The sequence below is a fragment of the Shewanella sp. ULN5 genome (assembly GCF_030731885.1).
GTDB classification, from domain to species: Bacteria; Pseudomonadota; Gammaproteobacteria; order Enterobacterales; family Shewanellaceae; genus Shewanella; species Shewanella holmiensis.
This window is the reverse complement of record NZ_JAPJEE010000002.1, coordinates 215813-231018: the sequence shown is the minus strand read 5'-3', so window position 1 is coordinate 231018 and position 15206 is coordinate 215813. Positions and strand designations below refer to the sequence as shown.

The window sequence follows — 15206 nt, the reverse complement described above, 5'->3', positions numbered from 1 at the left end:
ATAGTAGTTTGTTTTTTGCTTAAACATGTTGTTAACACTTTTTTGGCGTTGATGTCTTAAGCAAAAAAGAAATACATAACAAAAATAATGCTCAATGGAGCTGAGTGAGCAGAACGTGAAAAAGCAAAGACCTGTCCATCTAGACCTGCAGACGATACGCTTCCCTGCGACAGCTATCGCATCAATCCTACACCGCATTTCCGGTGTCATCATGCTATTCGCTATTGGTATACTTTTGTGGTTGTTAAATTCTACTTTAACCTCTGCTGAAGGCTTCGCTAGCGTACAATCCTTGTTTGATGGTTTCGTAATGAAGTTCATCCTTTGGGGCATTCTAACCGCGCTTGGTTATCACTTATTAGGTGGCATCCGTCACTTGATCATGGATACTGGTCGTTGGGAAGAATTAGCTTCAGGTATCGCTTCAGCTAAAGTGACATTTGCTTTAGCAGCAGCCTTTTCAATCATAGCGGGGATTTGGGTATGGTAACTAACGCAGCAAGTTTTGGACGCAGTGGTGTTCATGACTTTATTTTACTACGCGCCAGTGCGGTGATCCTAGCTTGTTATACAATCTTCTTGGTTGGATTTATCGCGTGTAGTTCGCCACTAACTTTCGACATTTGGCACGGCTTATTCAGCACATTGCCAATGAAAGTATTTACCTTGTTAGCTTTAGTTGCTCTACTTGTCCATGCATGGATTGGTGTGTGGCAAGTATTAACTGACTATGTTAAATGCACGTCGTTACGTGGTGTATTACAGTTTACCTTTGTTGTGACCGCATTCAGTTATTTAGCGGCCGGCATCGTAATAGTGTGGGGTGTATAAGTGAGTATTCCAGTACGCGAATTTGATGCAATCGTTATTGGTGCCGGTGGCGCTGGTATGCGAGCAGCATTACAGATTTCTAAAGAAGGTAAAAGCTGTGCGCTTTTATCAAAGGTTTTCCCAACACGTTCTCATACAGTGTCTGCGCAAGGTGGTATCACTGTTGCGTTAGGTAACGCGCATGAAGATCACTGGGAACAACACATGTACGATACGGTTAAAGGTTCTGATTTTATCGGTGACCAAGACGCTATCGAATTTATGTGTCAAACCGGTCCAGAAGCGATTATTGAACTTGAGCATATGGGTTTACCATTCTCTCGTTTTGAAAATGGCACAATTTATCAACGTCCATTTGGTGGCCAATCAAGAAACTTTGGTGGCGAACAAGCGGCACGTACAGCAGCTGCTGCTGACCGTACAGGTCATGCATTGCTTCACTGTTTATATCAACAAAACGTTAAGCATAAAACTCAAGTGTTTTCTGAGTGGTATGCGTTAGACCTAGTAAAAAACGATGATGGCGTGATTGTTGGTTGTACTGCAATCGAAATCGAAACCGGTGAAATCGTTTATTTCAAAGGTAAAGCAACGATTTTGGCTACTGGTGGCGCAGGGCGTATTTACGCTTCAACCACTAACGCACATATCAACACGGGTGATGGCGTGGGTATGGCAGCACGTGCTGGCGTTCAATTACAAGACATGGAAATGTGGCAGTTCCACCCGACGGGTATTGCTGGCGCAGGTGTACTTGTTACTGAAGGTTGTCGTGGTGAAGGCGGATACTTATTAAATAAAGATGGCGAGCGTTTCATGGAACGTTATGCGCCTAACGCGAAAGATTTAGCATCTCGTGACGTGGTAGCACGTTCAATGATGACTGAAATTCGTGAAGGCCGCGGTCTTGATGGTCCTTTAGGTCCACACTGTTTACTAAAACTTGATCACCTAGGTAAAGAAACCCTAGAAGCGCGTTTACCAGGTGTATGTGAATTATCACGTACGTTTGCGCACATTGATCCGGCTGATGGTCCAATCCCAGTATTACCAACTTGCCATTACATGATGGGTGGTTTACCGACTAAAGTGAGCGGTCAAGTTATCCGTATGGATAAAGACGGCACTGAATCTGAAGTTGTTGGTTTATTTGCTGTGGGTGAAATCGCTTGTGTATCTGTTCACGGTGCAAACCGTCTTGGTGGTAACTCACTATTAGACTTAGTCGTATTTGGACGTGCAGCAGGTCAACATTTAGGTAAGGCGCTTGATGCAACTGCTGATCCTAAAGATGCTTCTACCGCAAACATTGATGCTTCTCTTGCGCGTTTAAATCGCTGGGAAAGTAACAAAGACGGTGAAGATCCAGCAGTAATTCGTAAAGATTTACAACTTTGTATGCAACTAAACTTCTCTGTATTCCGTACTGGTGATGCAATGGCTGAAGGTTTAGAACAGCTTCAAGCAATTCAAAAACGTTTAGATAATGCCAAACTTTCTGATAACTCAAGAGAGTTCAACACTCAACGTATTGAATGTTTAGAGCTAGATAACCTTATGGCTACTGCGTTAGCAACAGCATATGCTGCTAACTTCCGTACTGAAAGTCGTGGTGCGCATTCTCGTGAAGACTTCTTAGAGCGTGATGATGACAACTGGTTATGCCACAGTTTGTTTGACCCAGCTGATACATCAATGACTAAACGTGATGTGAATATGGCGCCTAAGTTACGTGAAGCCTTCCCTCCGAAGAAACGTACTTACTAAGCAGGAGTTGCAAAGATGAAATTAACATTTGCAGTGTATCGTTATAATCCTGATGTAGATACTAAGCCATACATGAAGGATTACACCCTTGAAGTGCAAGATGGCACGGATATGATGGTGTTAGATGCATTAATTAAGCTTAAAGAACAAGACCCAACGCTAGCGTTCCGTCGTTCATGCCGTGAAGGTGTGTGTGGCAGTGACGGTATCAATATGAATGGTAAAAATGGACTAGCGTGTATTACGCCAGTTTCTACCTTCAAGGGTAAAAAGCTTGAAATTCGTCCGTTACCTGGCATGCCAGTAGTACGTGATCTTGTGGTTGATTTAACTCAATTCTATAAACAGTATGAGAAAATCAAACCTTTCTTGATCAATGATGAAAAAACACCAGCACGTGAACATTTACAATCACCTGAAGAGCGTGAGCACTTAGATGGTTTATATGAATGTATCATGTGTGCATGTTGTTCTACCGCTTGTCCGTCTTTCTGGTGGAATCCAGATAAGTTTATCGGACCAAGTGGTTTATTACATGCTTATCGCTTCTTAATCGACAGCCGTGATACCGCTACAGAAGAGCGTTTATCTGAGCTTGACGATGCTTACAGTGTGTTCCGTTGTCACGGTATCATGAACTGTGTTGATGTTTGTCCTAAAGGATTAAACCCAACTAAAGCTATTGGCCATATTAAGTCAATGCTACTGAAGCGAGCTGTTTAATGAACATAGAAGAGCCTTTTAACCTGTTTAATTAGCTCTTTTTGAGAGCCATCTGCTGAGTAGGAGATGGCTCTTTTGTGTGTTTATGGATTACCTTTGTCATGAGTTTGTGAAATTCGTTATTTAGTACAAGTCTTTGGCAGAGATAGAAAGTTAAGCATGGCGATGAGATTCATTGTTATGCATTATGGCTAGCACGTGTATCAAGTTTGAAAGGAATAACAATGCACCAAGGCATCATGAAAGCCTGGCTCGAGTCGTCTCACTTAAGTGGTTCGAACGCGACCTATGTAGAAGAGATGTATGAAGCCTATCAAGAAGATCCGCAATCAGTTTCAGCTGATTGGCAGCTTGTTTTTGATAACCTCCCTCCAGTTAACGGTGTCGCTAAAGATGCACCGGAAGCTGCCCACTCTAAAGTTCGTGACTATTTCCGTAGTTTAGCTCTTGAAAGTCGTGCCAAAGGCGCAGCTCGCGTAAGCGACCCAGAGTTAGATGCAAAACAGGTTAAAGTTCTTCAGTTAATTAATGCTCATCGTTTTCGTGGACACCAAAATGCCAAACTCGATCCATTAGGATTGTGGAAGCGTGATGAAGTTCAGGAATTAGATCCGGCTTATCACGGGTTAACTGCAGAAGATATGCAGCGTGAGTTTAATACGGGTTCATTCGCCTTAGGCGGTGAAACCATGAAGCTTGCGGATATTATTTCTGCGCTTAAGAGCAGCTACTGTGGCTCTATCGGTGCAGAATATATGCACATAACTGACACAGACGAAAAACGTTGGATCCAACAACGTCTTGAGCCAACCTTAGGTAAAGCTAACTACAGTCCAGCAGTTAAGAAACGTATTCTTGAAGGCCTGAATGCTGCGGAAGGTATTGAAAAATATCTTGGTGCTAAATTCCCAGGCGCTAAACGTTTCTCGCTAGAAGGTGGTGATGCATTAGTGCCGATGATGCGTGAGATTATTTATCGCGCAGGTGAAGCGGGTACTAAAGAAATCGTCGTTGGTATGGCTCACCGTGGTCGCTTAAATTTATTAATTAACATTCTAGGTAAACGTCCTGGTGAGTTATTTGACGAGTTTGCTGGTAAACACGCTGATACCCACGGTTCAGGTGACGTTAAATATCACCAAGGTTTCTCATCAGATTTCGAAACGCCAGGTGGCAATGTTCATTTAGCGCTAGCCTTTAACCCATCTCACTTGGAAATTGTTAACCCAGTGGTGATCGGTTCAGTGCGCGCACGTCAAGATCGTCGTGGTTGTAAAGATGGCTTACAAGTCATGCCTATCACTATTCATGGTGACTCAGCTATTACAGGTCAGGGTATCGTTCAAGAGACATTTAACATGTCTCAAACCCGTGGTTTTAAAGTGGGTGGTAGCATCCGCATCGTAGTGAATAACCAAGTTGGCTTTACTACGTCAAACCATGCAGATGTGCGTTCAACGGAATACTGTACTGACATCGCTAAAATGGTGCAGGCACCTATTTTCCATGTGAACTCTGATGATCCTGAAGCTGTTGCGTTTATTTCTCAATTGGCTGTTGATTACCGTAACGAGTTCAAACGTGATGTTGTGATTGATTTAGTGTGTTATCGCCGTCACGGCCATAACGAAGCGGATGAGCCGAGTGCAACGCAACCGCTAATGTATGCAAAAATCAAAAAACACCCAACCCCACGTAAGATTTATGCTGACAAGCTGATTGCTGAAAACAGTATTCCTGCAGATGAAGTAACAGGGTTAATCAACCACTATCGTGACGCGCTTGATGCGGGTGATTGTGTCGTTAAAGAGTGGCGTCCAATGACGCTACATACGGTTGATTGGACTCCTTATCTGAATCGCGAGTGGGATGAAGATTACGCAGGTGCTATGTCTATGGAGCGTCTACAAAACTTAGCCAATAAGTTAGTGGATATTCCAGAAAGTCATAAATTACAATCACGTGTTGAAAAGATTTACGGTGACCGTGTATTAATGGCTAAAGGCGAGAAGCTATTAGACTGGGGGTTTGCAGAAACCTTAGCCTATGCTTCAATCCTTGAAGACAAGAAACGTGTCCGTATAACCGGTCAAGATTCTGGTCGTGGTACTTTCTTCCATCGTCATGCGGTATTGCATAATCAAAAAGATGCATCTACTTACATGCCGCTGCGCAATATTGCCGAAGAACAAGCCCCGATTGATATTACCGACTCAGTATTGTCGGAAGCGTCAGTGTTAGCATTTGAATACGGTTATGCTACTGCAGAACCTGGCGGATTAACCATTTGGGAAGCTCAATTTGGTGACTTCGTTAACTGTGCCCAAGTAGTGATTGACCAATTCTTATCGTCAGGTGAGCAAAAGTGGGGCCGTTTATGTGGTCTAACTATGTTGTTACCTCACGGCTATGAAGGTCAAGGTCCAGAGCATTCAAGTGCCCGTTTAGAGCGTTTCTTACAGTTATGTGCTAACCATAATATGCAAGTGTGTGTTCCTTCAACACCGGCACAGGTTTATCATATGCTGCGTCGCCAAGTGGTGCGTCCAATGCGTCGTCCACTGGTTGTGATGTCACCAAAATCTTTGTTACGTCATCCATTAGCCGTGTCTAGCATGCAAGAGCTTGCTGAAGGAACTTTCCAAAATATCATTGGTGAGATTGATACCTTAGATGCAAGCAAAGTTGATCGCGTGGTGTTCTGTAGCGGTAAGGTGTACTTCGAGCTACTTGAACGACGTCGTAAAGAAAACATCACTAACATTGCAATCATTCGTGTTGAGCAGTTGTATCCGTTCCCAGATGTGGAAATGCGTGCAGCATTAGAAACATATCAACATGTTACTGATTTTGTTTGGTGTCAGGAAGAGCCTCAAAACCAAGGTGCGTGGTACTGTAGTCAGCATCACTTCTGGGCTAATATTCCAGCAGGCGCTCAATTAACTTATGCGGGTCGTGAAGCGTCAGCTGCACCTGCTTGTGGTTATCCAGGGTTGCATGTACAACAGCAAGAATCATTATTGAATAGCGCATTAAAACTGTCGTAAAGATAATTTATATAAAGGGAAGCTTTCCATGAGTATCGAAATTAAGGTACCGGTATTACCAGAATCAGTTGCTGATGCAACTATTGCAACTTGGCATGTTCAACCTGGCGAACAGGTATCTCGTGATCAAAACTTAGTTGATATTGAGACCGATAAAGTTGTTCTAGAAGTTGTTGCCCCTGAAGATGGTTCAATTTCTGAATTATTGTTCCAAGAAGGCGACACCGTTTTAGGTGAGCAAGTTATTGCAAAGTTCATCGCAGGTGTTGTTGCTGGTCAAGAAGTGACTAAAGCGGAAGCTAAGGCTCCTGCTGCAGACGCTGCACCAGCTACTGATGAGTCTAATGACGCATTAAGCCCATCTGTACGTCGTTTAATTGCGGAGCATAATCTTGATGCTGCAAAAATTAAAGGCACAGGAGTTGGCGGTCGAATTACTAAAGAAGACGTTGAAGCGTTTGCTAAATCAGCTCCAGCAGCAAAACCTGCAGCAGCGCCAGTAGCACCTTTAGAAGGCCGCAGCGAAAAGCGTGTGCCAATGACGCGTTTACGTAAAACAATCGCAACGCGTTTGTTAGAAGCGAAAAACTCTACAGCAATGTTAACGACGTTTAACGAAGTTAACATGAAGCCAATCATGGATATCCGTAAGCAATATCAAGATATCTTTGAAAAGCGCCACGGTATCCGTTTAGGCTTTATGTCTTTCTACATCAAAGCGGTCACTGAAGCACTTAAGCGTTTCCCTGAAGTAAACGCATCTATTGATGGCGATGATATTGTTTACCATAACTATTTTGATATCAGCATTGCTGTATCTACACCACGTGGTCTGGTTACTCCTGTGCTACGTGATACCGATACTATGAACCTTGCTGAAATTGAAAAAGCAGTGCGTGAATTAGCAATCAAAGGCCGTGACGGAAAATTATCTGTTGCAGACATGACCGGCGGTAACTTTACCGTCACTAACGGTGGTGTTTTCGGTTCGCTTATGTCGACCCCAATTTTGAACCTGCCGCAAAGCGCTATCTTAGGCATGCATGCTATTAAAGATCGCCCAATGGCTGTCAATGGTCAGGTTGAAATCCTGCCTATGATGTACCTAGCACTCTCTTATGACCATCGTATCGTTGATGGCCGTGAGTCAGTTGGCTTCTTAGTCGCTATTAAAGACTTCTTAGAAGATCCAACTCGTCTATTGCTTGACCTATAAGAGTCAACTAGACACACCCTCGTCGCTGGCTCAAGTTGAGCCAGTAGGATTTGATTAGAAGTATATGGATAGATCATCATGAATTTGCATGAGTATCAGGCAAAATCTTTATTTGCCGAATATGGTTTACCAGTCTCTGAAGGCTTTGCATGTGATACTGCTCAAGAAGCAGTTGAAGCGGCTGGCCACATTGGCGGAAATATGTGGGTTGTTAAGTGTCAAGTACACGCAGGCGGCCGTGGTAAAGCAGGTGGCGTTAAAGTTACCGGCAATAAAGACGAAATCAGAGCATTCGCTGAAAACTGGTTAGGTAAAAACTTAGTAACATATCAGACTGACGCTAAAGGTCAGCCAGTTGCTAAAATCCTAGTTGAAAGCTGTACTGATATCGCCAACGAATTGTACTTAGGTGCAGTTGTTGACCGTAGCACGCGTCGCGTTGTCTTTATGGCATCGACAGAAGGCGGCGTTGAAATTGAAAAAGTGGCTGAAGAATCTCCAGAGCTTATTCACACAGCGATCATCGACCCGTTAACAGGTCCTCAAGCATACCAAGCACGTGATCTTGGCTTCAAGTTAGGTTTAAACCCAACTCAAATGAAGCAGTTCACTAAGATCTTTATGGGTCTAGCTAACATGTTTAACGACCATGATTTTGCGTTATTAGAAATCAACCCACTTGTTATCACCACTGAAGGCAACCTTCACTGTTTAGATGGCAAAATTGGTATTGATGGCAACGCATTATTCCGTCAACCAAAAATCAAAGCGATGCACGATCCATCTCAAGATGACGCTCGTGAAGCGCACGCGGCTAAGTTTGAATTAAACTATGTTGCGTTAGATGGCAACGTAGGTTGTATGGTTAACGGTGCAGGCCTAGCAATGGGCACAATGGACATCGTAAACCTACATGGCGGCAAGCCAGCTAACTTCTTAGATGTTGGCGGTGGAGCAACTAAAGAACGTGTTGCTGAAGCATTTAAGATCATTCTTTCTGACAGCAATGTTAAAGCGGTATTGGTTAACATCTTCGGTGGTATCGTTCGTTGCGATATGATCGCTGAAGGTATTATCGGTGCAGTGAAAGAAGTTGGCGTTAAAGTGCCAGTAGTTGTGCGTCTTGAAGGTACTAACGCCGAATTAGGTCGTGAAGTATTGGCTAAGTCTGGTCTTGATATCATCGCGGCAACAAGTCTAACTGACGCGGCTGAGCAAGTTGTTAAAGCTGCGGAGGGCAAATAATGTCTGTTTTAATTAACAAAGATACCAAGGTAATCTGTCAAGGTTTCACTGGTGGTCAGGGTACTTTCCACTCTGAGCAGGCGATTGCTTATGGCACGCAAATGGTTGGTGGTGTTTCTCCTGGTAAAGGTGGTCAAACTCACCTAGGTCTTCCAGTATTTAACACTGTTAAAGATGCTGTAGCAGCAACAGGTGCAACTGCAACTGTTATTTACGTACCTGCACCATTTTGTAAAGATGCCATTCTTGAAGCAATCGATGCAGGCCTTGAGCTAATCGTTTGTATCACTGAAGGCATTCCAACACTTGATATGTTACAAGTGAAAGTGAAGCTAGAAGAAACTGGCACACGTATGATCGGTCCTAACTGTCCAGGTGTTATCACTCCTGGTGAATGTAAGATTGGTATCATGCCTGGTCACATTCACAAACCAGGCAAAGTCGGTATTGTTTCTCGCAGCGGTACATTAACGTACGAAGCGGTTAAGCAAACGACTGACGAAGGTTTCGGCCAATCTACTTGTGTAGGTATCGGTGGTGACCCAATTCCTGGTACTAACTTCATCGACGTATTGGAAATGTTCCAAAACGATCCACAAACTGAAGCGATTGTTATGATCGGTGAAATTGGTGGTAATGCTGAAGAAGAAGCGGCTGAATATATCAAAGCACACGTAACTAAGCCTGTTGTATCTTACATTGCTGGTGTGACAGCACCAGAAGGTAAGCGCATGGGCCATGCTGGCGCAATTATCGCTGGTGGTAAAGGTACAGCTGCTGATAAATTTGCTGCTCTTGAAGCGGCTGGCGTAACTACTGTTCGCTCTTTAGCTGACATTGGTAAAGCATTACGTACTCGTACTGGTTGGTAATATCGTTACTTACTAGAAAAAAGGCGCTTAGGCGCCTTTTTTGTTGCGCATTTTTTGTGTAATTTTTTTAGGTTTAACAAGCTTAATGGATAAAAAATATTACTTTAAGGATGAATTTCATGAAACCAAAAGTCGCGCTATTTTTACAATAATCGTCTCGTCATTTGTTGTTCAGCCAGTATTGGTTTCGGAACATAATTTTAACGCTAATTCTGACAAAATTGAGCGTGTTTCGCAGGGATTACCGGGACATATTGGCGTGGCTGCACAGGAAATAGCATCACGGTTAATGACGATGAATCGCTTGTGATTGCCAATACCTATAAATTGCGGTTACCTTGTTAAATCGTGTTGAGAAAGGTCAGGTTAAGTTGTCTGATTTAATTGATGTCACACCTGATCTGATGGTTGCTGGTGATAATGCATGAGCTGAAGCCTTTATTCATTCCGGTTTAAAGTTATCTGTAGCAAACTTGATTGAATTGATGCTAACCGCCAGTGACAATACGGCGACCGATATATGTTTAACACTTGCTGGAGGGCGAGAAGCCGTAACCAAGATGTTGCGTCGTCTTGGTATAAATGACCAGCGAGTTGATCGCTACACGAGTGAAATATTAAGGGGTTTTATGGTTTAGCTTTTTAGCTGACAAGGTTATCTGTTGTCGCCAAAGCTGCTGCCAATGATTTTTCTCTTATTGTCACTATGGCTGATCGAAATATGGATTTCGAAAAGGCCTCTCATGATCAATCTACCGCAAAAGCCATTTGGTATTTATCTAATAATTAGCCACAGCAGGTATTTTATGGCTGCTGTAGAAATGCCAATATTTTCTTTAAAACGACTTTAGTTGGTATTAAGCTGCACAATACCTCATTAGTCTTCAAGTGAATGTTATCTGGTTTTTCGCGTTAGTTTAGTTCGGTCAAAATGTTTGTTCATAGCTATGTTCAATGGTGTCAGCGAACTAAAACGCTTTTATTTCAGCGTTCATCCACAGTCCAATTCACCCATTAATATACTTTGTAGCTCCAAATTTAACACAAGATTGAACGCAACTTAATCAGCTTTAAGTATTGTTATGTTCAATCGTCATTTCTCTAGCTGCGCTATAAGCACATTCCCATTCAGGATTAGATTCAATCATTGATACATTGCAAATTCGTAACATAAAACGAGCATAGAAAGTAAACTCATTACATCAATGAATGTTTACATAACAGGTGCATCATGTCTGGATGCGAATTAACAGCCTAAATGAGTATTAAGTAATCGTATGAGAGTTTAAAAAGTAAATTATTCATAAAGTTAACTAAAAATAATCTAAAGTCGTTTTATAATATTGGGCTGTGACTTAACACATGTTAGATGTTGAAAAAGATCACAGATTTTCTCATAAAATAATAAAGGACTTTTTAATGAAAAGTACAACATATTGGGGTGTAGCAATTGCTTTAACTGCAATTCAAATCACTCTCCCTGAACAACAAGCTCATGCGCATGGTTGGACCGAATTTCCTGAGGCGAGACAATCAATCTGTTATGAGCAAGGTGGACTGTGGTCTGGGACACCACCAAATGCTGCCTGTGCGCAAGCTAAAGCGCAATCTGGTACTTATCCATTTGTGCAACGTAATGAGTTTGCCATCAATATTGCCGCACCTCATTACAATAATATGGACGCAGTTAAAGCGGCAGTGCCAGATGGCAGTTTATGTTATGCCAACGATCCACAAAAAAGTGGTATGGGTGCTGAACATTCTGAGTGGACGCGGACTAAAATGCAGCCAGGCACTTTTGAATTAGTGTTTAATGCCACGGCACCGCATAACCCTTCTTTCTGGCAATTTTATATCACTAAAGCCGGTGTTGATGTTTCTAAGCCTTTAAAATGGGATGACTTAACGCTTATCCAGGAATATGGCAACGTCGCTGTGGATAGCGACAAAAAATACCGCATGAATGTGACTATTCCAGCTAATCGTAATGGTGATGCAATTTTGTATACTCGCTGGCAACGTGATGATGCTGTTGGTGAGGGGTTTTATAACTGCAGTGATATTACCATTTCAGATGAAGGTGCTATCAACCCACCTGAGCCAGGCTTGCCTTATTTAGAGCAGGGTGATGCATTTATTCCAAGTGATATTGAGTTATCGACGCCTAAAATTGGCGAGTCGGTTAACTACACTGTATTTAATAAAGATGGGGTCGAGCATAGCCGATTTTCATTAACCATCACTCAAGAAAATATCACAGATTGGGATCGTTTATTGGCCTCGCAAGTTAATGGCTACTATGAAACCAATTTCGGTGGTCATGTGTTTATTGGTCGTTGGCATGCACAAATGAATCACTATATGTATTTCCGTGATGAATTACATAATAACTTCATTAACACTAAAAACAGTGAAGCATCTGGTCAGTTCAGTATTTCGCCACCTAATCAATATGTCGAAGCGGTTATAACACCTAGCGTTTTGCAAGTGATTGAAAATGCTACGGTTAACTATGGCGATTTTGTTGTGTTAACGCCAAAAGACAGTGTAGGCGATATCGATTCGGTATCGTGGAATCAAATAAGTGGCTCAGCTGTTGAAACTGAAATTGGTTCGAATAATGAATTGATGATTCACACTGGTTCACTTGATAATTCTGAGCATCAGTTGAGTTTTGAATTAACCATTTCAGCTCAAGATGAGCAAGATACAACTGTATATAGTTTTACGGTTTTACCTACTCAGGTCGATCCTGGTCCGGGGCCAAGCCCAGAGCCTGGTTCAAATTGGGATCCTAAAGCGGTTTATACTGGTGGCGACAAGGTTGATCATAAAGGCAAAGAGTGGACCGCACAATGGTGGACTCAAGGTGAAGAGCCTGGAACCACTGGCGAATGGGGAGTATGGCGTTAGATTGTTAAAGGTAGAATTGGTTATATAGGGTTATTTATGCAATTTGGTGAATGCTCATGAGATTCGATCAGCATTAGCTATAGCCCATCACTATCGATTTTCAATTGATATTGATATTGATGCAACCTACACAATCTACCTTAACTCCTTGTATGCTCGCTGGTTATCTTTTTTTGCTAACTAGGGCTGTTGATTTTGCTGGTTGAGTTTAGTTCGAGTTAAAAATGTTTATAGCCGAACCCTTCGGGCAGCGTTTGTGGGTCATTTGTACTGCGTTATCGACTTATTCTGTAGAATAACTACACCACAAAGTCTCTGGCTTGTACAAATTACCAATAATTTGCTGCAAAATAACCTTGAAAGATCAACAGCCCTAGCGAGTATGCAACGGGTTGTTTGAGGTTTAAAGTGATGTTTTGCTTATTATCTGAGCGTTAATGACCGTAGAGGTTTTACCTTCAAATAATGGTGGCTATTTACTTTGTCGCTAAGCTCTATTTGGCGTTCAAATAATGAAATAAACAGGAATGACAATGGCATTTAATGATTTGTTTCGGCTTAGTGCCCATGCAGTGATAACGAACATCCAAGGGCAGGTATTACAGGTTAAAGCGACTTATGGTGATAAATGTTGGGGCTTACCTGGTGGTGCACTAGAGTTAGGCGAAACAATACACCAAGCGGTTAAACGCGAGTGCTTGGAAGAATTAGGCTGCGATATTAACATTGATTATCTTTCAGGTGTTTATTATCACAGTGCTTATCAATCACAAGTGTTTATTTTTAAATGCACACTTGTTGAACCTTTTACCATTAAGCTAAGTAATGAACACAGTGAATATCAATATACTGATTTATTAGCCTTGTCAGCAGTGCAGTTGCACAGAGTCAAAGCTTGTATTGGGTTTGTTGGCGAAGTCGACAGCCGAGTATTTTAATTCGGATTAAATGTAAACAGCAAAAATAAATAGAGCCGAGGTTTGAATACGGCTCACTTGTTTACACTTAATGATGCTTATGGCGTATGTCTTGTTAAAAACCATGTTATTTAATTAGGTGTTGATCATGCCTTTTAACACAATATCATCGTAGGTTACGAACCCTTTTATATCGTTGTCTTCTAACACTGGCGCTTTATTGATGTCAAAACGCTCAAATAGTCTGGCGGTATAACGTACGTCCATATCGGCCGAGACAGAAAAAACCGGTTTGATCATAATTTCATATACGTTGGTGCGATCTGGTGACTTGTCTTTAGCCAACACTTTGCGTGCAATATCACTCATCAAAACTAATCCGTATTCGTCATGTTCAGAACGCTTGTTTACCACTAACACTTTGACATTTTTAGCCAAAGCCACGGCAATAGCCTCTGAAACCGTAATTGTGCCTTCTACCATGGCGTAATCTTGGTTTAATACATCGCGGTTTCTGACAGGGGTTTTAGCGTTCATATCTGGTCCTCAATTTCTTTTGTCAGCTCTTGCACTTGATGGGCAACCCCAACAGCGTCTTCCACATCAATTTGAATGGCAATGCCACGGCCTTTGTTAGTGTCAAACTTACCGACTCTGGCGATCGTTTCCAAAATATGGCGTGACATGTGCTCTTCAACTAACCATAAAATAACATCTCGTTGTACATCTAATCCTAAGCCCATAAAGGTTTTTTTCTTAATTAGCCCTTCGCCGCGCGCGTGATTAATGACTGTTGCGCCAGTCGCACCGGCTTCACGGGCTGCATCTAAAATGTCATCGGTACAGTCGTCATCAACAAAGGCGACAATTAATTTAAAGCGCATCTGTATGCTCCTCTTGCTGCTCAGCAGCAGCTTTACGTTTAGAGATATATTCGACTATTTGGGCATAGGCCATCACGGAAATAATCGGAAATAAACTGGCAAAAGCAATAAGACCAAATCCATCAATTAAAGGGTTACGACCTTCTACATTGGTGGCTAAACCTAACCCTAGGGCGGCAACAAGCGGCACGGTAACGGTTGAGGTGGTGACTCCACCAGAGTCATATGCCAATGGAATTATCATTTTAGGGGCGTAAAAGGTTTGAATGACCACAATAATATAGCCGCCCATAATGTAGTAATGAATGGGATCACCTACCACAATACGAAAACAGCCTAAAGAAATCCCAAAGGCGACACCAATCGCCACCGAGATCCGTAAACCCTGAATCCCTATGGTACCGCCTGATACTTCATTGGCTTTAATTGCTACGGCGATTAGGGATGGCTCGGCAATGGTGGTGCTAAATCCTATTGCTGCGGCAAAAATATACACCCATAAATAGTCTTGCCAAATAAAGGGGGTAAGTGAGCCATCAGGGTGTAAAAACGCAGGTGTGGTTAATTGATTTGCCATGCTTTCGCCAATGGGAAATAATGCCAATTCAAGGCCGACTAAGAAAAACGTCAGCCCAATAATGACATACACAAAACCCAGCGCGACTTTACGCCAGTTAGGAATAGGGCGTTTTAGTACACCTAGTTGAAAACCAAATAAGATAATGGCAATGGGGACAACGTCTCTAGCTGTCAGTAATAAGGTTTCCAATAACTGATAAAACATCTTGGCT

Annotated in this window: 15 protein-coding genes; 12 read left to right on the top strand and 3 right to left on the bottom strand. The window is 42.3% G+C overall.

Annotated features, from left to right (window positions below; all coding sequences use genetic code 11):
* Positions 1 to 94 precede the first annotated feature (94 nt).
* The 12 genes from sdhC to ORI98_RS03040 all read left to right on the top strand — a co-directional run bounded on the left by sdhC (position 95) and on the right by ORI98_RS03040 (position 13552).
* Positions 95 to 490 (top strand): succinate dehydrogenase cytochrome b556 subunit, encoded by a 396-nt coding sequence (sdhC, locus tag ORI98_RS03090; RefSeq protein WP_188839888.1) that lies wholly within the window; start codon positions 95 to 97, stop codon positions 488 to 490.
* Positions 484 to 831: a succinate dehydrogenase, hydrophobic membrane anchor protein gene (sdhD, locus tag ORI98_RS03085; RefSeq protein WP_261297886.1), complete on the top strand. Its 348-nt coding sequence runs from the start codon at positions 484 to 486 to the stop codon at positions 829 to 831. The genes sdhC and sdhD overlap by 7 nt, the downstream gene beginning before the upstream one ends.
* The gene (gene sdhA, locus ORI98_RS03080) at positions 832 to 2598 is read left to right on the top strand and encodes a succinate dehydrogenase flavoprotein subunit (protein WP_261297885.1); all 1767 of its coding nucleotides are present in this window, start codon (positions 832 to 834) and stop codon (positions 2596 to 2598) included.
* A gap of 15 nt (positions 2599 to 2613) precedes the next feature.
* Positions 2614 to 3321 (top strand): succinate dehydrogenase iron-sulfur subunit, encoded by a 708-nt coding sequence (locus tag ORI98_RS03075; protein WP_188839885.1) that lies wholly within the window; start codon positions 2614 to 2616, stop codon positions 3319 to 3321.
* A gap of 224 nt (positions 3322 to 3545) precedes the next feature.
* Complete coding sequence (gene sucA, locus ORI98_RS03070; protein ID WP_306134207.1) at positions 3546 to 6368, top strand: 2-oxoglutarate dehydrogenase E1 component; 2823 nt, start codon at positions 3546 to 3548, stop codon at positions 6366 to 6368.
* 28 nt (positions 6369 to 6396) lie between these two features.
* A complete protein-coding gene (odhB, locus tag ORI98_RS03065) occupies positions 6397 to 7584 on the top strand; it encodes a 2-oxoglutarate dehydrogenase complex dihydrolipoyllysine-residue succinyltransferase (RefSeq protein WP_261297883.1) in 1188 nt (395 codons plus the stop codon).
* 78 nt (positions 7585 to 7662) lie between these two features.
* Positions 7663 to 8829 (top strand): ADP-forming succinate--CoA ligase subunit beta, encoded by a 1167-nt coding sequence (gene sucC / locus ORI98_RS03060; RefSeq protein ID WP_188739245.1) that lies wholly within the window; start codon positions 7663 to 7665, stop codon positions 8827 to 8829.
* On the top strand, positions 8829 to 9701 hold the full coding sequence (gene sucD / locus ORI98_RS03055; RefSeq protein ID WP_188839882.1) for a succinate--CoA ligase subunit alpha: 873 nt from the start codon (positions 8829 to 8831) through the stop codon (positions 9699 to 9701). The genes sucC and sucD overlap by 1 nt, the downstream gene beginning before the upstream one ends.
* Before the next feature lie 85 nt (positions 9702 to 9786).
* Complete coding sequence (locus tag ORI98_RS03050) at positions 9787 to 10011, top strand: hypothetical protein (protein ID WP_306134203.1); 225 nt, start codon at positions 9787 to 9789, stop codon at positions 10009 to 10011.
* Positions 10012 to 10141: 130 nt separating this feature from the next.
* Positions 10142 to 10339 (top strand): serine hydrolase, encoded by a 198-nt coding sequence (locus ORI98_RS18130; RefSeq protein WP_371931112.1) that lies wholly within the window; start codon positions 10142 to 10144, stop codon positions 10337 to 10339.
* Positions 10340 to 11120: 781 nt separating this feature from the next.
* Positions 11121 to 12614, top strand: a complete 1494-nt coding sequence (locus ORI98_RS03045) for a lytic polysaccharide monooxygenase (protein WP_306134202.1) — start codon at positions 11121 to 11123, stop codon at positions 12612 to 12614.
* 533 nt (positions 12615 to 13147) lie between these two features.
* Positions 13148 to 13552, top strand: coding sequence for an NUDIX hydrolase (locus ORI98_RS03040; RefSeq protein WP_306134201.1), 405 nt, complete (start codon positions 13148 to 13150; stop codon positions 13550 to 13552).
* A gap of 114 nt (positions 13553 to 13666) precedes the next feature.
* Here ORI98_RS03040 and ORI98_RS03035 read toward each other — a convergent pair whose 3' ends face one another.
* From ORI98_RS03035 to ORI98_RS03025, 3 genes are read right to left on the bottom strand one after another with little or no spacing between them, the layout of a single operon-like run.
* The gene (locus ORI98_RS03035) at positions 13667 to 14068 is read right to left on the bottom strand and encodes a CBS domain-containing protein (protein ID WP_261297879.1); all 402 of its coding nucleotides are present in this window, start codon (positions 14066 to 14068) and stop codon (positions 13667 to 13669) included.
* Positions 14065 to 14415: a P-II family nitrogen regulator gene (locus tag ORI98_RS03030; RefSeq protein ID WP_306134200.1), complete on the bottom strand. Its 351-nt coding sequence runs from the start codon at positions 14413 to 14415 to the stop codon at positions 14065 to 14067. The genes ORI98_RS03035 and ORI98_RS03030 overlap by 4 nt, the downstream gene beginning before the upstream one ends.
* Complete coding sequence (locus tag ORI98_RS03025) at positions 14405 to 15199, bottom strand: DUF1538 domain-containing protein (RefSeq protein WP_306134199.1); 795 nt, start codon at positions 15197 to 15199, stop codon at positions 14405 to 14407. Before ORI98_RS03025 ends, ORI98_RS03030 begins: the two co-directional genes overlap by 11 nt.
* Positions 15200 to 15206: the final 7 nt, after the last annotated feature.